This is a genomic window from Afipia sp. P52-10 (assembly GCF_000516555.1).
Classification (GTDB): Bacteria; Pseudomonadota; Alphaproteobacteria; order Rhizobiales; family Xanthobacteraceae; genus P52-10.
Genome location: NZ_AZSJ01000003.1, coordinates 19,341 through 37,543 on the forward strand (window position 1 = coordinate 19,341; position 18,203 = coordinate 37,543).

14 protein-coding genes are annotated in these 18,203 nt (G+C 64.5%); 4 read left to right on the forward strand and 10 right to left on the reverse strand.

Annotated features, from left to right (window positions below; translation table 11 throughout):
* The first annotated feature begins 9 nt into the window (after positions 1-9).
* Positions 10-468, forward strand: coding sequence for a thioesterase family protein (locus X566_RS01545; RefSeq protein WP_034462929.1), 459 nt, complete (start codon positions 10-12; stop codon positions 466-468).
* Between the two features lie 113 nt (positions 469-581).
* Here X566_RS01545 and X566_RS01550 read toward each other — a convergent pair whose 3' ends face one another.
* Both X566_RS01550 and X566_RS01555 read right to left on the reverse strand, forming a co-directional pair.
* Positions 582-902, reverse strand: coding sequence for a 2Fe-2S iron-sulfur cluster-binding protein (locus X566_RS01550; protein ID WP_034462930.1), 321 nt, complete (start codon positions 900-902; stop codon positions 582-584).
* A 267-nt stretch (positions 903-1,169) separates the two neighbouring features.
* On the reverse strand, positions 1,170-1,724 hold the full coding sequence (locus X566_RS01555; protein ID WP_244434644.1) for an Hpt domain-containing protein: 555 nt from the start codon (positions 1,722-1,724) through the stop codon (positions 1,170-1,172).
* Between the two features lie 270 nt (positions 1,725-1,994).
* Between X566_RS01555 and X566_RS01560 the strand changes: the two genes are divergently transcribed.
* Positions 1,995-7,502 carry a hypothetical protein gene (locus X566_RS01560; protein ID WP_034462934.1) on the forward strand — a complete coding sequence of 1,836 codons (5,508 nt, stop codon included), beginning with the start codon at positions 1,995-1,997 and terminating at the stop codon, positions 7,500-7,502.
* Between the two features lie 317 nt (positions 7,503-7,819).
* On the opposite strand, the gene X566_RS01565 is transcribed toward X566_RS01560, so the two are convergent.
* From X566_RS01565 to X566_RS01575, 3 genes are read right to left on the reverse strand one after another with little or no spacing between them, the layout of a single operon-like run.
* Entirely contained in the window at positions 7,820-8,674 is an 855-nt protein-coding gene (locus X566_RS01565) for an MlaD family protein (RefSeq protein ID WP_034462936.1), read from the reverse strand.
* 14 nt (positions 8,675-8,688) lie between these two features.
* A complete protein-coding gene (locus tag X566_RS01570; protein WP_034462938.1) occupies positions 8,689-9,459 on the reverse strand; it encodes an ABC transporter ATP-binding protein in 771 nt (256 codons plus the stop codon).
* A gap of 2 nt (positions 9,460-9,461) precedes the next feature.
* Positions 9,462-10,595 carry an MlaE family lipid ABC transporter permease subunit gene (locus X566_RS01575; protein WP_034462940.1) on the reverse strand — a complete coding sequence of 378 codons (1,134 nt, stop codon included), beginning with the start codon at positions 10,593-10,595 and terminating at the stop codon, positions 9,462-9,464.
* A gap of 147 nt (positions 10,596-10,742) precedes the next feature.
* Here X566_RS01575 and dgcA point away from each other — a divergent pair, with 147 nt between their 5' ends.
* Positions 10,743-11,738, forward strand: coding sequence for an N-acetyl-D-Glu racemase DgcA (dgcA, locus tag X566_RS01580; RefSeq protein WP_034462942.1), 996 nt, complete (start codon positions 10,743-10,745; stop codon positions 11,736-11,738).
* 13 nt (positions 11,739-11,751) lie between these two features.
* Here dgcA and X566_RS01585 read toward each other — a convergent pair whose 3' ends face one another.
* Positions 11,752-12,921, reverse strand: coding sequence for an MFS transporter (locus X566_RS01585; protein ID WP_034462945.1), 1,170 nt, complete (start codon positions 12,919-12,921; stop codon positions 11,752-11,754).
* Positions 12,922-13,117: 196 nt separating this feature from the next.
* Between X566_RS01585 and X566_RS01590 the strand changes: the two genes are divergently transcribed.
* Positions 13,118-14,350, forward strand: coding sequence for a hypothetical protein (locus X566_RS01590; protein WP_034462947.1), 1,233 nt, complete (start codon positions 13,118-13,120; stop codon positions 14,348-14,350).
* A gap of 115 nt (positions 14,351-14,465) precedes the next feature.
* Here X566_RS01590 and X566_RS01595 read toward each other — a convergent pair whose 3' ends face one another.
* The 4 genes from X566_RS01595 to X566_RS01610 form a co-directional block, all read right to left on the reverse strand.
* Complete coding sequence (locus X566_RS01595) at positions 14,466-15,479, reverse strand: threonine/serine dehydratase (protein WP_034462949.1); 1,014 nt, start codon at positions 15,477-15,479, stop codon at positions 14,466-14,468.
* A 70-nt stretch (positions 15,480-15,549) separates the two neighbouring features.
* Positions 15,550-16,605, reverse strand: coding sequence for a glycosyltransferase family 1 protein (locus X566_RS01600; protein WP_034462951.1), 1,056 nt, complete (start codon positions 16,603-16,605; stop codon positions 15,550-15,552).
* Between the two features lie 13 nt (positions 16,606-16,618).
* Entirely contained in the window at positions 16,619-17,416 is a 798-nt protein-coding gene (locus X566_RS01605) for a UDP-2,3-diacylglucosamine diphosphatase (RefSeq protein ID WP_034462953.1), read from the reverse strand.
* 65 nt (positions 17,417-17,481) lie between these two features.
* A complete protein-coding gene (locus X566_RS01610) occupies positions 17,482-18,141 on the reverse strand; it encodes a class I SAM-dependent methyltransferase (RefSeq protein ID WP_034462955.1) in 660 nt (219 codons plus the stop codon).
* Positions 18,142-18,203: the final 62 nt, after the last annotated feature.

The window sequence follows — 18,203 nt, forward strand, 5'->3', positions numbered from 1 at the left end:
GCAATAACCGTGAATGCACCTTTGACCGACAAGCCCGCACGACGCGTTCTGCGCCCGCTGGAACACTTTCCGCACCGCACCACGGAGAACGTCCGCTTCGGCGATCTCGACAGCAACAACCATGTCAACAACGCGGTGTTCTCCACCTTTTTCGAGGCCGGCCGCGTCACCCTGTTTCGCGATCCGAAGCGCGCGTTGATGCCGGAGGGGCTGATCTGGACCCTGGCGCAGATCACCATCGACTACCTCGGCGAGATGCACTGGCCCGGCAAGGTCGAGATCGGCATCGGTCTCGCAAGCCTCGGGCGCACCTCCGCCGTGTTCGAACAGGCGCTGTTCTTCGAAGGACGTTGCACCGCCACCGCGAAAGCGATCAACGTCCTGGTCGATACCACCACGCGTCGGCCGGTGCCGATCACCGACGAGATCCGCACCAACTATCAGCGCTGGATGCTACCGAAGGGCTGAACCGGCCCGGCACGCGAGCGCTATCACGAGATCCATCCTCTGCGCGCTGATTGGCGCGCAGGCTCGCGAATTGACGATAGCTTCCTGTGGTATTGAAACTTATACCGCCAAGCTTAAGCTTGGCGCTCGGGGACTGTAACAGTCAGACCTTCGAGCTCCGGCGAGACCTTGATCTGGCAGGACAGACGCGAAGCCGGACGCACGTCGAACGCGAAGTCGAGCATATCCTCTTCCATCGGCGAAGGATCACCCGTCTTCTCCTTCCACTCATCCGCGACCCAGACATGGCAGGTCGCACAGGCGCAGGCGCCGCCGCACTCGGCGAGAATACCTGGAACGGCATTGCGGATCGCAGCTTCCATCACGGTGGAGCCTGGTTCCGCGTCGACGGTGTGGGTTTCCCCCTTGTGATCGATGAAGTTGATTTTGACCATGATTCCCGCGCGCCCGGATGGAAAGGAACGTCGTCTATAACCGTTCCAGACTGGGCGCGCTAGTGAGCGGATTTGGCAGGAGCATCCCACAAAGCCGCGGGCTCGCGACACGAAGATCGCAGCGACAAGCGGCCCTCCGGAGGCTCCTTTGCTGTCCTATCAGGTCTTCAACGAAGCGGTCGGACGTCATTGCACCGCAACGAATGACTGGCCCACGCTGACATCAAGCCAGGCGGCCTCGGAACCGACGCCGCGCGATCAGACCGGTCAGCGCGCGCGAAGCCGCTCGTCGATCGCTTGCAGCGCGTCGCTGACCCGCTCGCGCAAAGTCGCGACGTCCGCATCCACCGTGACACCGGCGCGCAGGTTACGCTCCAATTGATCAGCCGCGTCACCTACCGCAAAGGCCCCCACCCCGCGCGCGGAACCTTTCAGCGTATGCGCCAGCGACATGCCCTCGCGCGGCAGCTTCTCCAGCCGGCCGAGCAGATCCACCAGTTGCGTACGGAACAGGGCCAATACTTCCTGCTCGATCCCGCGTTCGCCGAGCGTCATGCGTTCGAGATGGTTGAAATCAATCGCCGGCCCTTCAGGCACGAGCGACGGCGAAGCCACCCAGCCAGGGGATTTCGCTTCGGGCTTTACAGGTCCGCTCATCGACGGATGCTCTTGAGAGAATGAACGTCTGCGCAGCCGCAACAGACCACGGCCGGCGAGCGGTAAGACAACCATGGCCTTAGTTAACGTGACGTTGCACCAGTTAACGATCGACGCCGCCAAATTGCCGTAATTTTTGCCAGCTTTCGCCTGATTATCGGCCAAACGGCTCAAATTCCTATTATGGGACAACTGATCCACCGTTCACCCCGTGGAAAACCAGTGGACGTGTTAACGATGATTAAAATGTTCTTAATAGTGATGGTTTCATTCGCACCGCCAAGCCAATAGGATGTTTGCGGAAAAAGGGGACAAGTCTCGCACCGGGAGAGCGGACCGGCAGCGGGTCGCTTCAGGCAAACTTGAACTTGAGAGCAATGTGACGGTCCGACGTCGCAATTGCCTTCCCCACAGTAAACGAGGGCGTTAGTCGAGATGGCGAACAATCCAAAAAAGGTCAAAGACCCCACAGAAGTCGCGCTATCTGCCATACAAGAAGCGCTCAACATCGCCGATGCGCCGCCGGCGCCTGTCGATCTCGACCGCGTCAACCAAAAGGATCGTGGCGAGCGTGCAGCGTCCTATCCTGAGACAATCGCGCCGGCTGCGACCGACCGCATCCCCTCGCCGATCGCTTTCGAAGAGACGAACGCACCCGACCAGCTCGATCTCGGTTCGCCCGAACCGGCGCCGCGCCGTCCCGCCAACGACGACCGCGAAACCATCGGCCAGATTTTGCAGACGCTGCAGAAGAGCCGTCCGCGCCGCAACGCCTATACCCTCGCCACGATCTTCTCCGGCCTCTGGCTGGTCGGTATCGGTGCGCTGATCATCGGTTTCCTGCCGCCGCTGCAATCGATCGCCACCCAAGGCGGCGGCGCATTGGTGATCGCGGGCCTCGCCGCGTTGCTGCTCGCGCCGATCCTGCTGTTCTACTTCCTTGCAAGCCTTGCTTGGCGTGGCCAGGAACTCGGGCTGATCGCGCAATCGATGGCGCAGATGGCCATACGCTATTCGGAACCGGAAGGCTCGGCGCGCGAATCCATGGTCACGGTCGGCCAGGCGATCCGCCGCGAGGTCGCCGCGATGGGCGACGGCGTCGAGCGCGCGATCGCGCGCGCGGGCGAACTGGAGTCGCTCGTCTCCAACGAAGTGGCCGCGCTGGAGCGGGCCTATAGCGACAACGAAGTGCGCATTCGCGCCCTGCTGCAGGACATCGCCCATCAGCGCGACAACCTGGTTGGCCAGGCCGAACAGGTGCGCAATGCGATTTCCGGCGTGCAGATCGATCTGCGTCAGGACATCGCCGTGATCTCCGATGCGATCGCCTCGCGGGTCGATGAGGTCGCCCGCAGCATCACCACCGGCCTGCAGGAACGCGGCGAGCACATCACCCGCGCGCTCGGCAACGCCGGCGACAGCATGATCCTGGCCCTGGGCGAGCGTGGCGGTGACCTGCTCGACCGCCTCGAGGAAGCCTCCGCCGATACCACCCGCGCGGTGCTGGAAGCGAGCGAACGCCTGACTGCGAGCCTCAACTTCAAGACCGGCCATGTGCACGACGACTTCGTCGATCTGACCGATCGCATCCACGACATGATGGACGAGCGGCTCGAGCGCATCACCGCCGAGTTCCAGAAGAAAGCCGACCAGATCGTCGACGGCATCGCCCTGCGTACCGAGCAGGTGCATGACGCGCTGAAGTCCACCGGCGAATCACTGCTGCTCGAACTCGACCTGCGCGGCACCGACATCTCCACCCGCATCGACGACGCCAGCAGCCGCCTCGCCGAGCAGATGCTCACCAGCGGCGACAAGGTCAGCGAAGCGCTCGACGTGACAGTCAACGCGCTGGTGTCGAAGGTTGTCAACGAGGCCGAAAATGCCCACGACACCCTCGCCTCCCGCATCAGCGCCTTCGACGACCTGATGCGCAACCACGGCTCGGAACTGGCGGAGAAGTTCGCGCGCGACAGCGGCACCCTCGGCGCTCTGATCACCCGCCACATCGCCGAGTTCGATCGCACGGTGAAGACCTTCGGCGGCGAGATCGTCGATCGCCTGGGTCAGCGCACGCAGGACGTCACCGACGCGCTGAAGAACAGCGTCGATACGTTCGACACCCGCGTCACCGCGAACGCTGCGCAGTTGACCGCCGCGGTCGACCGCCACCTCAACCAGTTCAAGTCGGAATTCGACAGCCGCGTCGTCGACCTGAACGACTCGCTGGCTTCCAAGGTCAGCGCGCTGTCCAGCCACACCACCGACTTCAACGCCGCATTCGACCAGCAGCTCACCCTGTTCAAGTCGGAGGTGGATTCGCGTGTCGCAACGCTGGATGCCGCACTCGACACCCGCATCAAGTCGATGGACGATTCCGTCAACGCGCACCTCAGCCATTTCCAGAACGCGTTCGACAGCCGTGCCCAGTCGATCAACGACAGCATCATCACGCGTCTGTCGAGCTTCACCGCCTCGCTGAATCAGAACAGCGCGGAGGTCATCACCGCGCTCGACACCCGCATCGCCGGCGTCGCCGAGACGATCGACAACCGCCTCGCCCACGTCACCGAGACGCTGGACGGCCGCAGCAACTATCTCGCCGAGACTGTCGCTGCCCGCTTCCACAACATCCACGAGGGTATCGAGACGCGCGCAGGCGCCGTCGCCAAGGATATCGAGACCCGGGTCGGCCAACTCGAGGAGCTGCTCGGCACCCGCGTCGAGATCATGACCAACCGTATCGAGACCTCCGGCCGCCACGCCAGCGATGTGCTGATGTCGCGTTCGGACGAGCTGACGCAGGCGATCAAGGCGCGCACCGAAGACGCCGAGCGCATGCTGACGTCGCTGGTCTCCAGCACCACGGAGATGCTGCAGACCGGCGCCCGCAGCGCGCACCAGACGCTGACCTCGGTCTCCAGCGATGTCGGTGCCCAGCTCAAGGCGACCTCCGCCGATATCGAGCGCTCGCTCACCACGCTCGCGGCCACGACCGGCGAAGCCATCCTGAGCAACGCCCGCGAGGCGCAGCAATCGCTGCTCGGTACATCGGAAGGCGTCAACCAGAGCCTGAAGCTCACGGCCGGCGAAGTCGAGCGCGCCCTGGTGGTGCTCGCGGCCAACACCGCCGAGACGCTGCAGAGCAAGACCAAGGACGCGCAGACGTCGCTGGTTCTTGCGTCCGATACCGTCGCCAGCCAGCTCAAGACCGCTTCGACCGAAGCCGAGCAGTTGCTGCTGTCGCTTGCTGCCAACACCAGCGAAGCGATCAAGAGCAGCGCCCGCGATACGCAAACGGCGATGGTCACCACCTCCGACGGCGTGGTCGCACAGCTCAAGTCTGCCGCTTACGATCTGCAGCATGCGATCGGCACGGTCGGCACCAGCACCAGCGAGCAGATGAAGGAAAGCGCCAACGACGCGCAGGTCTCGCTGTTCAAGGCATCCGATAATGTCACCGCGCAGATCAAGTCGGTCACGACTGAGGCCGAGCGCATGCTCGCCAGCGTCGCTGTGACGACCGCGGATGCGATCCGCAGCAGCGCCGAAGATGCCAAGACTGGCCTGGTTTCCTCGACCGACAGCATCTCCGCGCAGATTCGTTCGGTCGCAACCGACGCCGAACGGGTGATCGCCACGGTCGCGGTCACAACGTCGGATTCGATCCGCGCCAGCGCTACCGACGCGCAGGTTGCGCTCACCAGCTCGACGGATCACGCGGCCGCGCAGATGAAGACGGCCTCGGGCGACGTCCAGCAGGTGCTCTCGACGCTCGCGATCAACGCCTCCGAACAGCTCCGCGGCAGCATCGCCGATGCGAGCAACGCGATGCTGGCGCACTCGGCGAACGCCAGCAGCCAGCTCAAGACCACCGCAGCCGAGCTGGAAAGCGCACTGACGCTGATGGCCGCGACAGCCGTCGAAGCGCTACAGTCCGGCGCCCGCTCCTCGCAGTCCGCGCTGGTCGCGACGTCCGACGACGTCACCGCCCAGATCAAGGCGGTCACGACCGAGGCCGAGCGCAGCGTGTCGGCATCCGCCCAGGCGCTGGGGACGGCACTCTCCGGCAAGGCCGAGGAGATCGTCAATGCGGTCCAGGGCGAGACCGAGAAGCTGTCGCAACTGATCGACGACAAGCGCGGCCTGCTGGTCGAAGCGATCGGCACCCGCGGCAGCCAGGTTGCGACCGATATCGGCCGCACCACCGACGAGGCCCTGAAGGCGATCGAGGGCAAGGGCTTCATCTTCACCCAGTCGATGACCAACAACTCCGCCGACATCGCCCGCATGATCAACACCGCGAGCGAGGTGGCATCGACCGCGATCAACAAGTCGCTGAAGGAGGTCGAGCTGACCACCCGCAACGCGATCGACCAGTCGCGGCAGGTGTCGGTTGCGGCCGTCACCGAGATGCAGGAAACCAGCAAGATGCTGCGCACCGACACGGTCGCTCTGTTCGAGCGGCTGCGCGAGGGCAACATCCTGCTGCAGGAGGTGCTGACCGGCGCCCACGCCAACCTCAACTCGCTGGAACAGACGCTGGTGTCACGCGTGGCGGAGTTCGTCTCCACTATGAACGACGTGACGCAGCGGACCGGCACGACGACCCGCGCGCTCGACGAGCAGATCAAGGGCTTCAACGCCAAGACCTCCGGCGCGCTGGAAGGGCTGCAGGCGGTGGCCGGACAGTTCGAACTGCATGGCAAGACGCTCGCCGACGCCGCCAAGGCGATCGAGGCCAGCAACGGCCGCACCAACGAGACGGTCGAGGCGCGCAAGGCCATGCTGGAAACACTGGCCGATACGCTGGAGCAACGGACCAGCGACCTCGACCAGCGGCTGACGCGCTTCAACAGCCTGCTCGAAGAATCGATGCAGGCCGCTGAGGCCCGCGCCCGCGAGATTGCGCGCGTGGTGGCGGAGACTGCCTCGACCGGCTCCACGGCCCTCAGCGAACAGTTCGAAGCCGTGCGCAACATCGCCGAGGAGGAGCGCAAGATTACCTCGGATGCCATGCAGCAGATTTATCAGCAGGGCATGCAGGAGGCCGATCAGATGTTCGGCCAGGCCGCCGAGCGCTTCACGACGATCGTTCAGGATATGCGTCAGATGGCGTCCGAGATGCAGAACGAACTCGGCACGGCACGCCGGCAAATGCAGGTCGAACTCGAGGCAACCCGCGTCGAACTGCGCCGCGGCGTCCTGGAGATGCCGCAGGAGGCGGCCGAAAGCACGGCGCAGATGCGCAAGGTCATCGTCGATCAGATCGAGGCTCTGGCTGAGCTCAACCGCATCGTCGCCCGCCATGGCCGCGGCCTCGACGTGGCTCCGAGCGCGCGTGCATCCCAGCGCGAGGAGGAACCGATGCTTGCCAGCGTCGGCACGGTCTCGCGCGGCCGCGACACCGGCAGCAGCGCGTCGAACCTGCCGCCGCCGGATCTCGGCAGCCCGCCCCCGCGCCGCACCGAGGCGCCTTCGGTCAGTCCCGCCGCATCGAGCAACGATCGCGACGCCTGGCTGTCGGACCTGCTGAACCGCGCGGACACCGATGAGGAAGCGCCCCGCCCGCGCAACGCAGCCCCTGCGCCGCGGCAGGCCGCAGGCAACCCGCTGGAATCGCTGTCGCTCGACATCGGCCGGCTGCTCGACCGCGACATCGCCGCCGACATGTGGGAACGCTACCAGCGCGGCGAACGCAAGGCTTTCTCCAAGCGGCTGTATACGGCCGCCGGTCAGAAGACCTTCGACGAGCTGACGCGCAAGTACCGCGCCGACCGCACCTTTAAGCAGACGGTCGATCGCTACATCGCCGAGTTCGAGCGGCTGCTCGATGACGTCGCACGCGATCCGCGTGGCCCGACAGCACTGGCGAACTACCTCGCGTCCGAGACGGGGCTGGTCTATACCCTGCTCGCCCACGCGTCGGGACGGATCGGCTAAAGCGCGATGAGATTTGGATGAATCACCCTCGCGCTTTAGCTCGTTGTTTAAGCATGATCTTTTCGGAAAACCGCTTCACACTTTTCCGGATCATGCTTTAGAGCCGAAGTCTCCGCACACCAAAAAACCGGATGATCGCACGATCATCCGGCTTTTTTCTTCAGCATTTCAAGAGCGGCGTAGGCTGCCGCTCGCATCAAAAAACCTGGCAGCAACTTCGTCCTCTAGATCGAGCCGCGGTTGATCACCATCGGCAGAGAAGCCTAGGTCGCAATCCGATCGACATGTGACTGCCGCGCGCCGGATGTTCTGGCCGGTCAACGCCGCTGCTGTTGCGCGCGCGTATCATCCGGCGGCGCTCCACCGAACAGGAGCCGCGACGGGTTCTTGTCGAGATTGGTGAAGGCACGGCTGATATCCGCCAGGGTCTTGCGCGCATCGCTGATCAGCACCGAGATTTCGCGCGTGCCGTTGGCGGTGAACTTATTGACGCCGGCGGTGATATCGGCGGTGCGCTTGTCGAGGTTCTCGCTGAGATCCTTGAACGACCCGATCGCAGCCTGGAATTCGCCCTTGCCGTCCTTGTTCACCATCAGCTCGAGCCCGGCCATGATGCTGTCGAGACGCTTGGAGTTTTCCGACAGCGCGGCCGAGAACGTCTCGACGTTCTTCACGGCGTTCTTGATCGACTGCTGGTTCTCGCTGATCAACCGGTTGACGTTCGACAGCACCACGCGCGCGGACTCGGTGAAATCCTGGCCGGCGCTGAGATCGGCATAGAGCGTCAGGATACCCTCGTCATCGGGCTCGACCTCCGGCGCATCGACCGCGCCGCCTTTCATCGAGACCGCAGCGATACCGGTCAGTCCCTGAAACTCGAGCGTGATCTGCGTATCCTTCCGCACCGGTGCCTTGCGCTCGACCTTGACCATCGCCACCACGTTGTGCGGATCGTCGATCTTTACCGAGGCGACTTCGCCGATGCGGATGCCGTTGAAATTGACGTTGGCTCCGGTGCGCAGGCCCGATACCGGCCCCTCGAACACGATGCGATAGGCGATGCGCGTCTTCGCGGTGCCCATGTTCTGGAACCAGAAAACGAAGCCGAAAGCCGCCACCAGGACCGCCAATGTGAAGGCACCGATCAGGACGTAATTCGCCCGCGTTTCCATCGATCGACTCCGAACTATCCTGCGGCCGCGCGGCCGCGTTTGCCATGGAAATAGGATTTCAGCCAAGGATGCTGGGACGCACGCATGTCGTTGATCGTGCCGACGGCGATCACTTTGCCGTCCCCCAGGACCGCAATCCGGTCGCATGCCGTGTACAGGCTGTCCAGATCGTGGGTTACCATGAAAACCGTCAGCCCCAAAGTCCGCTGCAGGGTGCGGACGAGATCGTCGAAATTGGCCGCACCAATCGGGTCGAGACCGGCCGTCGGCTCATCGAGAAACACGATCTCCGGATCCAGCGCCAGCGCGCGCGCCAAGCCCACCCGCTTGATCATGCCGCCGGAGAGCTCGGACGGATAGAGGTCGATCGCCTCCGGCTTCAGTCCGACCATCGACAGTTTTGCGAAGGTGATCTCGTCCAGCAACCGTTGCGAGACGTCGAGGTACTCGCGGATCGGGAATTGGATATTCTGGCGAACCGTCAGCGACGAAAACAAGGCTCCCTGCTGGAACAGGATACCCCAACGCCGCTCGATGCCGCGCCGCATGTCGGCATCCGCGCTGCCCAGATCGATGCCCATCACTTCGATATGGCCCGAGCGCTTCGGCATCAGACCGATGATGGTGCGCATCAGCACCGACTTGCCGGCGCCGGATGGGCCGACGAAGCCGAGGATTTCCCCCTTGCGGACGTCAAGAGACAGCTTGTCGAGGATCAGCCGCTCGCCGAAACCGACGGTCAGATCGGACACACGGATGATGTGATCGCGCGCAACGTCTGCCATCGTCACATCCCGATCGAGGCGAAGAAGATCGCGAACGCCCCGTCCGCGACGATGACGAAGAAGATCGCCTTCACCACCGATGCGGTGGTGTGCTGGCCGAGCGATTCCGCCGAGCCCTCCACAGCGAGCCCTTCGACACAGGCGATGGTGCCGATCAGGAACGCCATGAAGGGCGCCTTGACCATGCCGACGATGAAGTGGTCGATGGTGATGACGTCGCGCAGCCGCGCCAGGAAGGCCTCGGGCTGCAGCCCGCCATAGAGCCAAGCGATCAGCCCCCCACCGTAAAGCGCAGCGATCACGCCCAGGAACGTCAGTACCGGCAGCGCGATCACCAGCGCCAGCAGCCGCGGCACGATCAGCACCTCGGCCGGATCGAAACCCATGGTGCGCAAGGCATCGATCTCCTCGCGCATCTTCATCGAACCGAGCTCGGCCGTATAGGAGCTGCCGGAACGGCCGGCAATCATGATCGCGACAACGAGCACGCCAAGTTCGCGCAGGACCAGCACGCCCAGCATATCGACGACGAACACGCCGGCGCCGAACTTGCTGAAGTGGAAGATGCCCTGCTGGGAGATGATACAGCCGATCAGGAAGGTGATCAGCACAATGATCGGCACCGCCCGCCAGCAGACCTGTTCCAGGTGGTGCACCGTGGAGGTAAGGCGGAAATGGGTCGGGTGCCGGATCACCTGCCCCGCCGCGTAGACGATCGTGCCGGTCATCGCCGCGAGCCCGGTCAGCGTGCCGCCAACCCCAACCACGGCCCGGCCGATCCGTTCCAGCAGCAGCACAAGCGTCATCGGGGTCCGTTCGGCAAGCTCGGGGCTTGCCACCCGGCTCACCTCGGCGACCAGCGGCGAATGGGCCGGCGACAGCCCCATCACCTGCGATTCCACGCCGGCCTGCAAGAATGCGCGGCGCAGCCGCTCGATGAACCAAGCTCCGAAGGTATCGAGCTGAGACACCCGCGACACGTCGATCAGCACGCCACGCCGACCGGCAGCAAGCCGCTCGGCCTTATCAACCATCTGCTCGAGGTCGGTTGCGTGATGTGCGGTCCAGGCTCCGCCCGCCCGCAGCGCAATACCGTCAGGATAGGTGACCTGCTCCAGTGTAGGCCCGCCGCTCATGCCGCGCTTATACCTCTGCGCTGGCCTCGGTCCGGACCCCTCTTCCGAACGCCCTGCGTGATGCGGGCGGCTTGCAGCGCTCCCCCTAACAGCCATACTTGCCGCAATCTCGCAACCCTCCGCCACTGCAGGGCTTAAAATATCCCAATGACTTCAGCAACATCTCTCACCCTATCGGCTCGAATCGAACACTGGCCGATCGCCGGCTCCTTCACTATCAGCCGCGGCGCGAAGACCGAGGCTGTGACTGTAGTCACAGACATCAGCGATGGGGTTCATACTGGCCGAGGCGAATGCACGCCCTATCCACGCTACGGCGAGACGCCGGAGACCACGCTGCAGGCGGTGTTGGCGATGGACGAACGCATCCGCCAGGGCATCGATGCACGAGCGCTCCAGGCGGCGATGCCGCCGGGAGCCGCCCGCAACGCCCTGGACTGCGCGTTATGGGATCTGGCTGCGAAAGCCCAGGGCAAACGCGTCTGGCAAGTGCTGCAGCGCGCCGAACCGAAACCGTTGACCACTGCCTACACCATTTCGCTCGGCACACCCGAAGCAATGGCCGAGGCGACCGCCAAGGCCGCGCACCGTCCGCTGCTGAAGATCAAGCTCGGCGGCGATGGTGACGCGCAGCGCATCGCCGCTGTGCGCCGCGCGGCGCCGAACAGCGAACTGATCGTCGATGCCAACGAAGCCTGGACCGATGCGAACATCGCGGCCAACCTCGATGCTTGTGCCACCGCGGGCGTGACGCTGGTCGAGCAGCCGCTGCCCGCGGGCAAGGATGGTACGCTTGCCAGGATCAAGCGGCCGATCGCCGTCTGCGCCGACGAGAGCGTGCATGATCGGGCGTCGCTTGCGTCGCTGCGCGAGCGTTACGACGCGATCAACATCAAGCTCGACAAGACCGGCGGCCTGACCGAAGCAATGGCGCTCGCCGACGATGCACGCGCGCTCGGCTTCGACATCATGGTCGGCTGCATGGTCGCGACATCGTTGGCGATGGCGCCGGCGCTGATCGTCGCACAGCAGGCGCGCGTAGTGGATCTCGACGGGCCGCTGCTGCTGACGAAGGATCGGGAGGATGGATTGCGCTACGACGGCAGCATCGTGCATCCGCCATCATCAGCACTCTGGGGTTGAGCGGCCGTCAGGGTCACGCACAGGCCCGCCGGATCGCCGCCCGGCCGCTCAGAATGACGGCCGTGCCCGCCAGTGCCATCGCCGCCATGCCGTAATAGATCGCCTGGCCGACGTTGGCGAACAGCCAGCCGCAGACAATTCCGGTGGAGGCCATGACAATCCCGCTCGCCGTCACCACATAGCCCTGCGCATTCGGCATATGGCGCCCCGATACGATACGCACCAGCACGCCCATGGTGCCGAGATGCGTGGCGCCGAACGAGAGCGCGTGCAGGGCCTGTGCGAATACCAGCAGCGCCAATGGCGGCTCCTGCGCAGTGACGAGCCAGCGCAGCACGGCCCCCGCCCCGCCGATGGCGATCAAGGTCGCCGGTGAGACCTTTAAACGCGGCGAGAGCGCGAACAGCACGATCTCGACCGCGACGCATAAGGTCCATAGCACCGCGACCGTTGCACTCGAAAAACCCGCAGCCTGCCAGGAGATGGCCGAGAAGGTGTAATAGGCGGAGTGACTGCCCTGGATCAGCGCCGCCGCGACCAGCACTGCGGCGAAGGCCGGCATGGTCAGCAGCGCGGTCGGGCGCGACACGCTCGAGACTGCGGACGAGACGTGTCCGGCGGACGGCAGGCCAAGGCTCGCCAGCGCGATGATCCCGGCAAAGCCCGCGAAGGTCCATCCGAGATGAAGCGTCCCAAAGGCGCCCTCCAGGTAGCCCGCGACCAGCGCGCCAACCATATAGGCCGCCGATCCCCACAGCCGGATCGGGCCGTAGTCGAGCCGATAATGCGTGACCCCGCGCAAGGCATACGCGTCGGTGAGCGGAAAGAGCGGAGTCCAGGCCCAGGCGGTGAGCCACAGCACAGCCGCGATCGACGGCGCAGTCCGCATGCTGCCGAGCAGCAGAAAGCCGGCAAAGGTGAGGACCGCCACGACCACCAGACTGCCCCGCAGCGCATCGTAGCGTCCTGCCGCCGCCGTCACCAACGGAACCGCCATCAGTCGGGCTGCCGTAGGCGCCGCCATCACGAGACCGATCAGCGCAGGCGCAAGCCCCGACGCCTGCAGCCAGACCGGAAAGAACGGCATGTAAGCACCGTTCAACGCGAAGATCGCGGCGTAGAAGATAGACAGCCGCACCGCGAACTGGCGGCCGCCGACCGGCACTGCAGGCGTCTCAGACATCAAAGCGGTTTCGATTCGCAGGGAACAATCGCTTAAAGCACGAACGTTCCAGGCTTGTCCCTTTGCACAGCAACAACGACGGTTTTCGGAAATCGCGCGGCTCGTTTAGAGTCCGTGTCATTCTGTGCGATTCGACCTACGGTGGTCGTGACGGCGCGATTCTCGCGCCATGAGAGTCCCGCGCTCTGAGAGTCCAATGGCTGACGAAGCTTTCGCCCTGTCTCCGATCAATGCCCGCGCGTCGCTGCCGACGGATGCGGACTACGAGGCGATCTGCAACGCCTTCATGGAGACGTCGCGCGGCCGCTGGTTCCTGTCCGAATATGCCAAGCGCAACCGCAACGCGGATACGCGCCTCGTTCTGGACGCGGTCGAACGGATCGAGGCGGCTCTGGCGAACCAAAGGCAGGCGCAGTCCGAGCCGGAGCCGCCGGCCGATCTGTGGCCAGAACTGATGAAGGCTTTCACGAAGACGCGTATTGAGATTGCCCAGCGGCTTCTGACCGATGGCGGCGACACGGCGGCGTTCGATTCAATCCGCTCCGGGGCCGAAATGATCCGCAAGGTCTCGAAAGCCTTGCGCGAGCGCGGCTGGGACGTTCGCATCTGCGACGTGTTCGATACCCAGGTGAGCGCGATTACCGATGGCTACACTGCCCTGCTTGCGGGTCGCTCGCTCGAAAGCAGCGCGCAGACCGACGTGCTGGCGGCCTTCGACGCTCTCGCCGAGCGAGTCGAGACGCTGACTGGTGGTGGAGAGACCGAAACTCTCGACGTCATGGTCGATGCGGTCGCCGATGCGATGGGCGAGGACGATGACTTCGGCGGCGCATTTGCCGATGCCGAGCCGGAGACGCCCCCGCCACCTGCTCCGCTCGACGAGGATGCGGCGTTCCACGACATCTATGATTATGCAGACGATGCGCCGGTCGCCGCTGAGACCGTAGTGACCTCATCGTCCGAACCGCTAGCAGAGGCGCCGCCTCCGCCCGCGCCTGCACCACAACCGGAGTCCACGCTCAGCCGGCCGGCTATGCCTGAGCCGAAGGCCGAGACCCAACACCCCGCTCCGGCCACTTCGACTCTGCTGCGGCGCCAGGTTCCGGACGTGTCTCCTGCGGACGACATCGAGATCGTCGACGTTGCCGATAGCCGCCCCGCGGCTCCACCGCGCCGAACCACAGAAGCACCGCCGAGCTTCGAACGCCCACGCGATGTCGCGCCCCCCAAACCTGCCCCTGTCATTCCCATTGCGGAGGCTCACGTTGCCGCACCGGCGCCAGCAGAACCGGCTCCCGCCCGCACATCGCTGGGTGCAGCGCTGCTCGCCAGCGGCCTGGTTCGGGGCGGCTCGGAAACCAGCCGCAGCGATCCGCTGGCGCCGTTCCGCCGCATGAGTCAGGCGGAGCGGGTGGCGTTCTTCACCTAAAGCGTCGAGGCTCACAGCTAAAGCATGATCCGGAAAAGTGTGAAGCGGTTTTCCGAAAAGGTCATGCTTAGACAATAAGCTTAAACCGCGAGGATGATCCAAAACCCATCGCGCTTTAGGCGCTCGCGACGATCAGCTTCGCGAACAGCTCTGCATCGACATTGCCGCCCGACAGCACGATGACGGCGGTTTTGCCCTTGGCGTCCAGCCGCCCGGCCAGGAGCGCGGCGAGACCGACGGCCCCGCCCGGCTCGACCACGAGCTTCAGTTCACGGAATGCAAACGCCATCGCCTCACCAACCTCCCGGTCGGACGCCACCGTTCCAGCCGCAACGAGCTGGCGGTTGATCGAAAAGGTCAGTTCGCCAGGATTGGGCGCCATCAGCGCATCACAGATCGTCCGCCCCTTCGCGACGCCATGCTGGCGATGCCCGCTGGCAAACGAGTGCGCGTGATCATCGAATCCCTCCGGCTCAACCGTGATCATCCGGCAGTCAGCGAACGCGGTTCTAATGCCGATCGCGACNCCCGCCATCAGGCCGCCGCCCGATGCGGGCACCGCCACGACGTCCGGCACGACGCCAAGGGCAGTCAGATCGGCGGCGACCTCGCGGCCGATCGTGCCCTGCCCTGCGATGACCTTCGGATCGTCGAACGGCGGTACCAGGGTCGCGCCGCGTTGGCTGCAGATATCCCGCGCGATCGCCTCGCGGTCCTCGCGATCGCGATCATAGAGGACCACCTCCGCGCCGTAGCCCTTGGTGCGCTCACGCTTGGTAACAGGCGAATCCGACGGCATGACGATGACCGCGGGCATGCCAAACAGTTGCGCGGCCGCTGCGACGCCCTGCGCGTGGTTGCCCGACGAGAACGCGACGACGCCAGCCGGCCGCGCTTCCGGCGGGATCGACGAGATCTTATTGAAGGCGCCGCGAAACTTGAACGAACCGGTTCGCTGCAACGGCTCGGCTTTCAGGAAGATGCGCGCTCCGGTCAGCGCATCGAGCGCCGGCGATGACAATAGCGGCGTCCTCACCGCGTAGGGTTTGATGGTCTCGGCTGCGCGCGCGATGTCCGCGGGCGTTACCGGCAATGCGTCAAGGTCGGAAGGCTTGGTGATGCTGGCCATATCCGATGGTTAGGCCATGATCCAGCGAAGGGAAAGTCACATTTGCAAACCGCGCAAGACGCGGGAACGCTCAGGCCGACAGGCGCGTCGGCGTCGCCACGGCCTGCGACTGGCCAGTACCGGTTCGGCCGCGGCTGGCGACAAGGATGTTCCTCAGGAACGCCTGGGCAGACGCATCCCAGCTCCGCTCCAGTGCGAATGCGCGGCAGTCTTCCCGCGAAAGGTCCAGCGCCGCGAGACAGGCGGCTCGCAGATCGTCATTCAGCGCACCGACTGGCACTGTGCCGATCACATCCTTCGGACCCGTGACGGGAAATGCCGCGACCGGAACGCCGCTCGCCAACGCCTCCAAGAGCACGAGGCCGAACGTATCGGTCTTGCTCGGGAAGACGAACACATCCGCCGCCGCATAGGTCTCCGCCAGCTTCTCACCGAACCGCTCGCCCAGGAACATCGCATCCTTGTAGCGCCGCTCCAGGCTCATCCGCTGCGGGCCATCGCCGACAACGACCTTGGTGCCCGGCAGATCGAGATCGAGAAACGCTTCGAGATTCTTTTCGACCGCCACTCTCCCGACCGATAGAAACACCGGCCTTGGCAGGCCGAGATCGACGTCGCGCGGCCGGAACAGGTTCGCATCGACACCACGCGGCCAGATCCGCACATTGGCGAAGCCGCGCGAGGTCAATTCCTGCGCCAGCGGTGGCGTTGCCGCCATCACCGAACCGCTGAGCGAGTGAAACCAGCGCAATACCGCCCACACCCAGGATTCTGGAATGGGCAGCCGTGCCGAGACATACTCGGGAAAACGCGTGTGGAAGCTCGAACTGACCGCAAGCCCGCGCGAGGCGCAGTATTGCCGCACCAGCAGACCAATCGGCCCCTCGGTGGCGATATGAATCGCATCCGCCTTCGCGTCCTCGATCAGCCGCGCGACCTTCGCAGGCGTCGGCAGCGCCAGCCGGATGTCGGTGTAGCCGGGCATGGCCACCGTGCGGAACGATTCCGGCGTGAGGAACACCATCTCCACACCGAGTGCCTGCGTCGCCTGCGACATCATCGTCAGCGTTTGCACCACGCCGTTGACCTGCGGATGCCAGGCGTCGGTCGCAACCAGGACTTTCATGCGGCAGCTTTCGTCACGCGGCTTGCACCGCGAGCGGCGCCGGAAGGCGCACAGGCGGCTGGGCGTTGGCCCAGTTGATGATCTCGAACTGGCCATCCTCGTGCTCGACGATCGCGGTGCAGCTCTCAACCCAGTCACCGCAGTTGAGATAGCGAACGCCATGCTCGTCGCGAATCGCGGCGAAGTGGATATGCCCGCAGATCACTCCGTCGGCCTCGCAGCGGCGGGCTTCAGCGGCGAGCGTCTTCTCGAACGCGCCGATGTAATTGACCGCGTTCTTCACCTTCAGCTTCGCCCACTGCGACAGCGACCAATATGGCCGGCCGAACAGGCGGCGAAACATGTTGACGAAGCGATTCATCTGGATCGCGAAGTCATAGGCGCGGTCGCCGAGATGAGCGAGCCAGCGCGCGTTCTGCACCACGAGGTCGAAGATATCGCCGTGGATGATCAGGTAGCGCTTGCCGTCGGCGCCCTCGTGGATCGTCTGTTCGATCACCTCGATGCCGCCGAAGTGGGTGCCGTAGTATGAACGCAGGAACTCGTCGTGGTTGCCGGGGATGTAGATCATGCGGCTGCCCTTGCGCCCTTTGCGCAGCAACTTCTGCACCACGTCGTTGTGGGCTTGCGGCCAATACCAGTTCGCCTTCAGCGCCCAGCCGTCGACGATATCGCCGACCAGATAGATCGTGTCAGCATCGTGGTGTTTGAGGAAGTCGAGCAGGCGGTCTGCCTGGCAGCCGCGCGTTCCAAGATGAACGTCCGAGATGAAAAGCGTGCGAAAGCGCCGTTCTGGCTCGCTTTCGGTCATTCCGTCAGTCTCCGAAAGGCTTGCATGCGGAGCAGATACCAGCATCGGGTGACGCCCCTGTGACGTTAAACCGCAACTTGCGCCGGTCCCGTCCGCTCGAAGCTGACCAGTGTATAAATACCGAAAGGCTTGATCTTGCGGCGCTCCACCAGCGCCGCCTCGGCGTTTGCCGCGGCCCAAGCCTGCAAGCGTGCGAACGGAAATTCCGGACGCAGGCCGAGCTTGCGGGTCTTCTTGGCGGCCCACCGCTCGACCGCGGCGGCAACGCCCTTCTCCGAATACAGGTGGTTGACGAGGATGATTCGCCCGCCCGGCTTCACCACGCGATGGCACTCGGACAGCACGCGTTCCGGATTCGCAACCAGCGTGATGACGAACTGCGCGACCACGCAGTCGAAGGTCGCATCCGGGAAGCTCATCTCGTGCGCATCCATCACCATCACGTCCTTGACGAAAGGATAGCGGCCGCTCGCGATCTTCTCGCGCGCCTTCTTCAGCATCGGCTCCGACAGATCGATGCCGGTGACGGCCGTGGAGTTGTCGTAGTCGTCGAATGACAGACCGGTGCCGACACCGACCTCCAGGATGTTGCCGCCGACGGCGCGCGCGGCCTGGGCGGCGGCTTTCCGCCCTTTCACCATCACCGGACCGCAGACCGCATCGTAAATCGGCGCCCAGCGGGCGTAGGCAGTTTCGACGACGTGACGATCAAGGTCGATGCTCATGCAAGGTGCTCCGCTGGTCGTTGCATCCAGCGGCGCAATTATCAACGAGGCATGACAGTTCG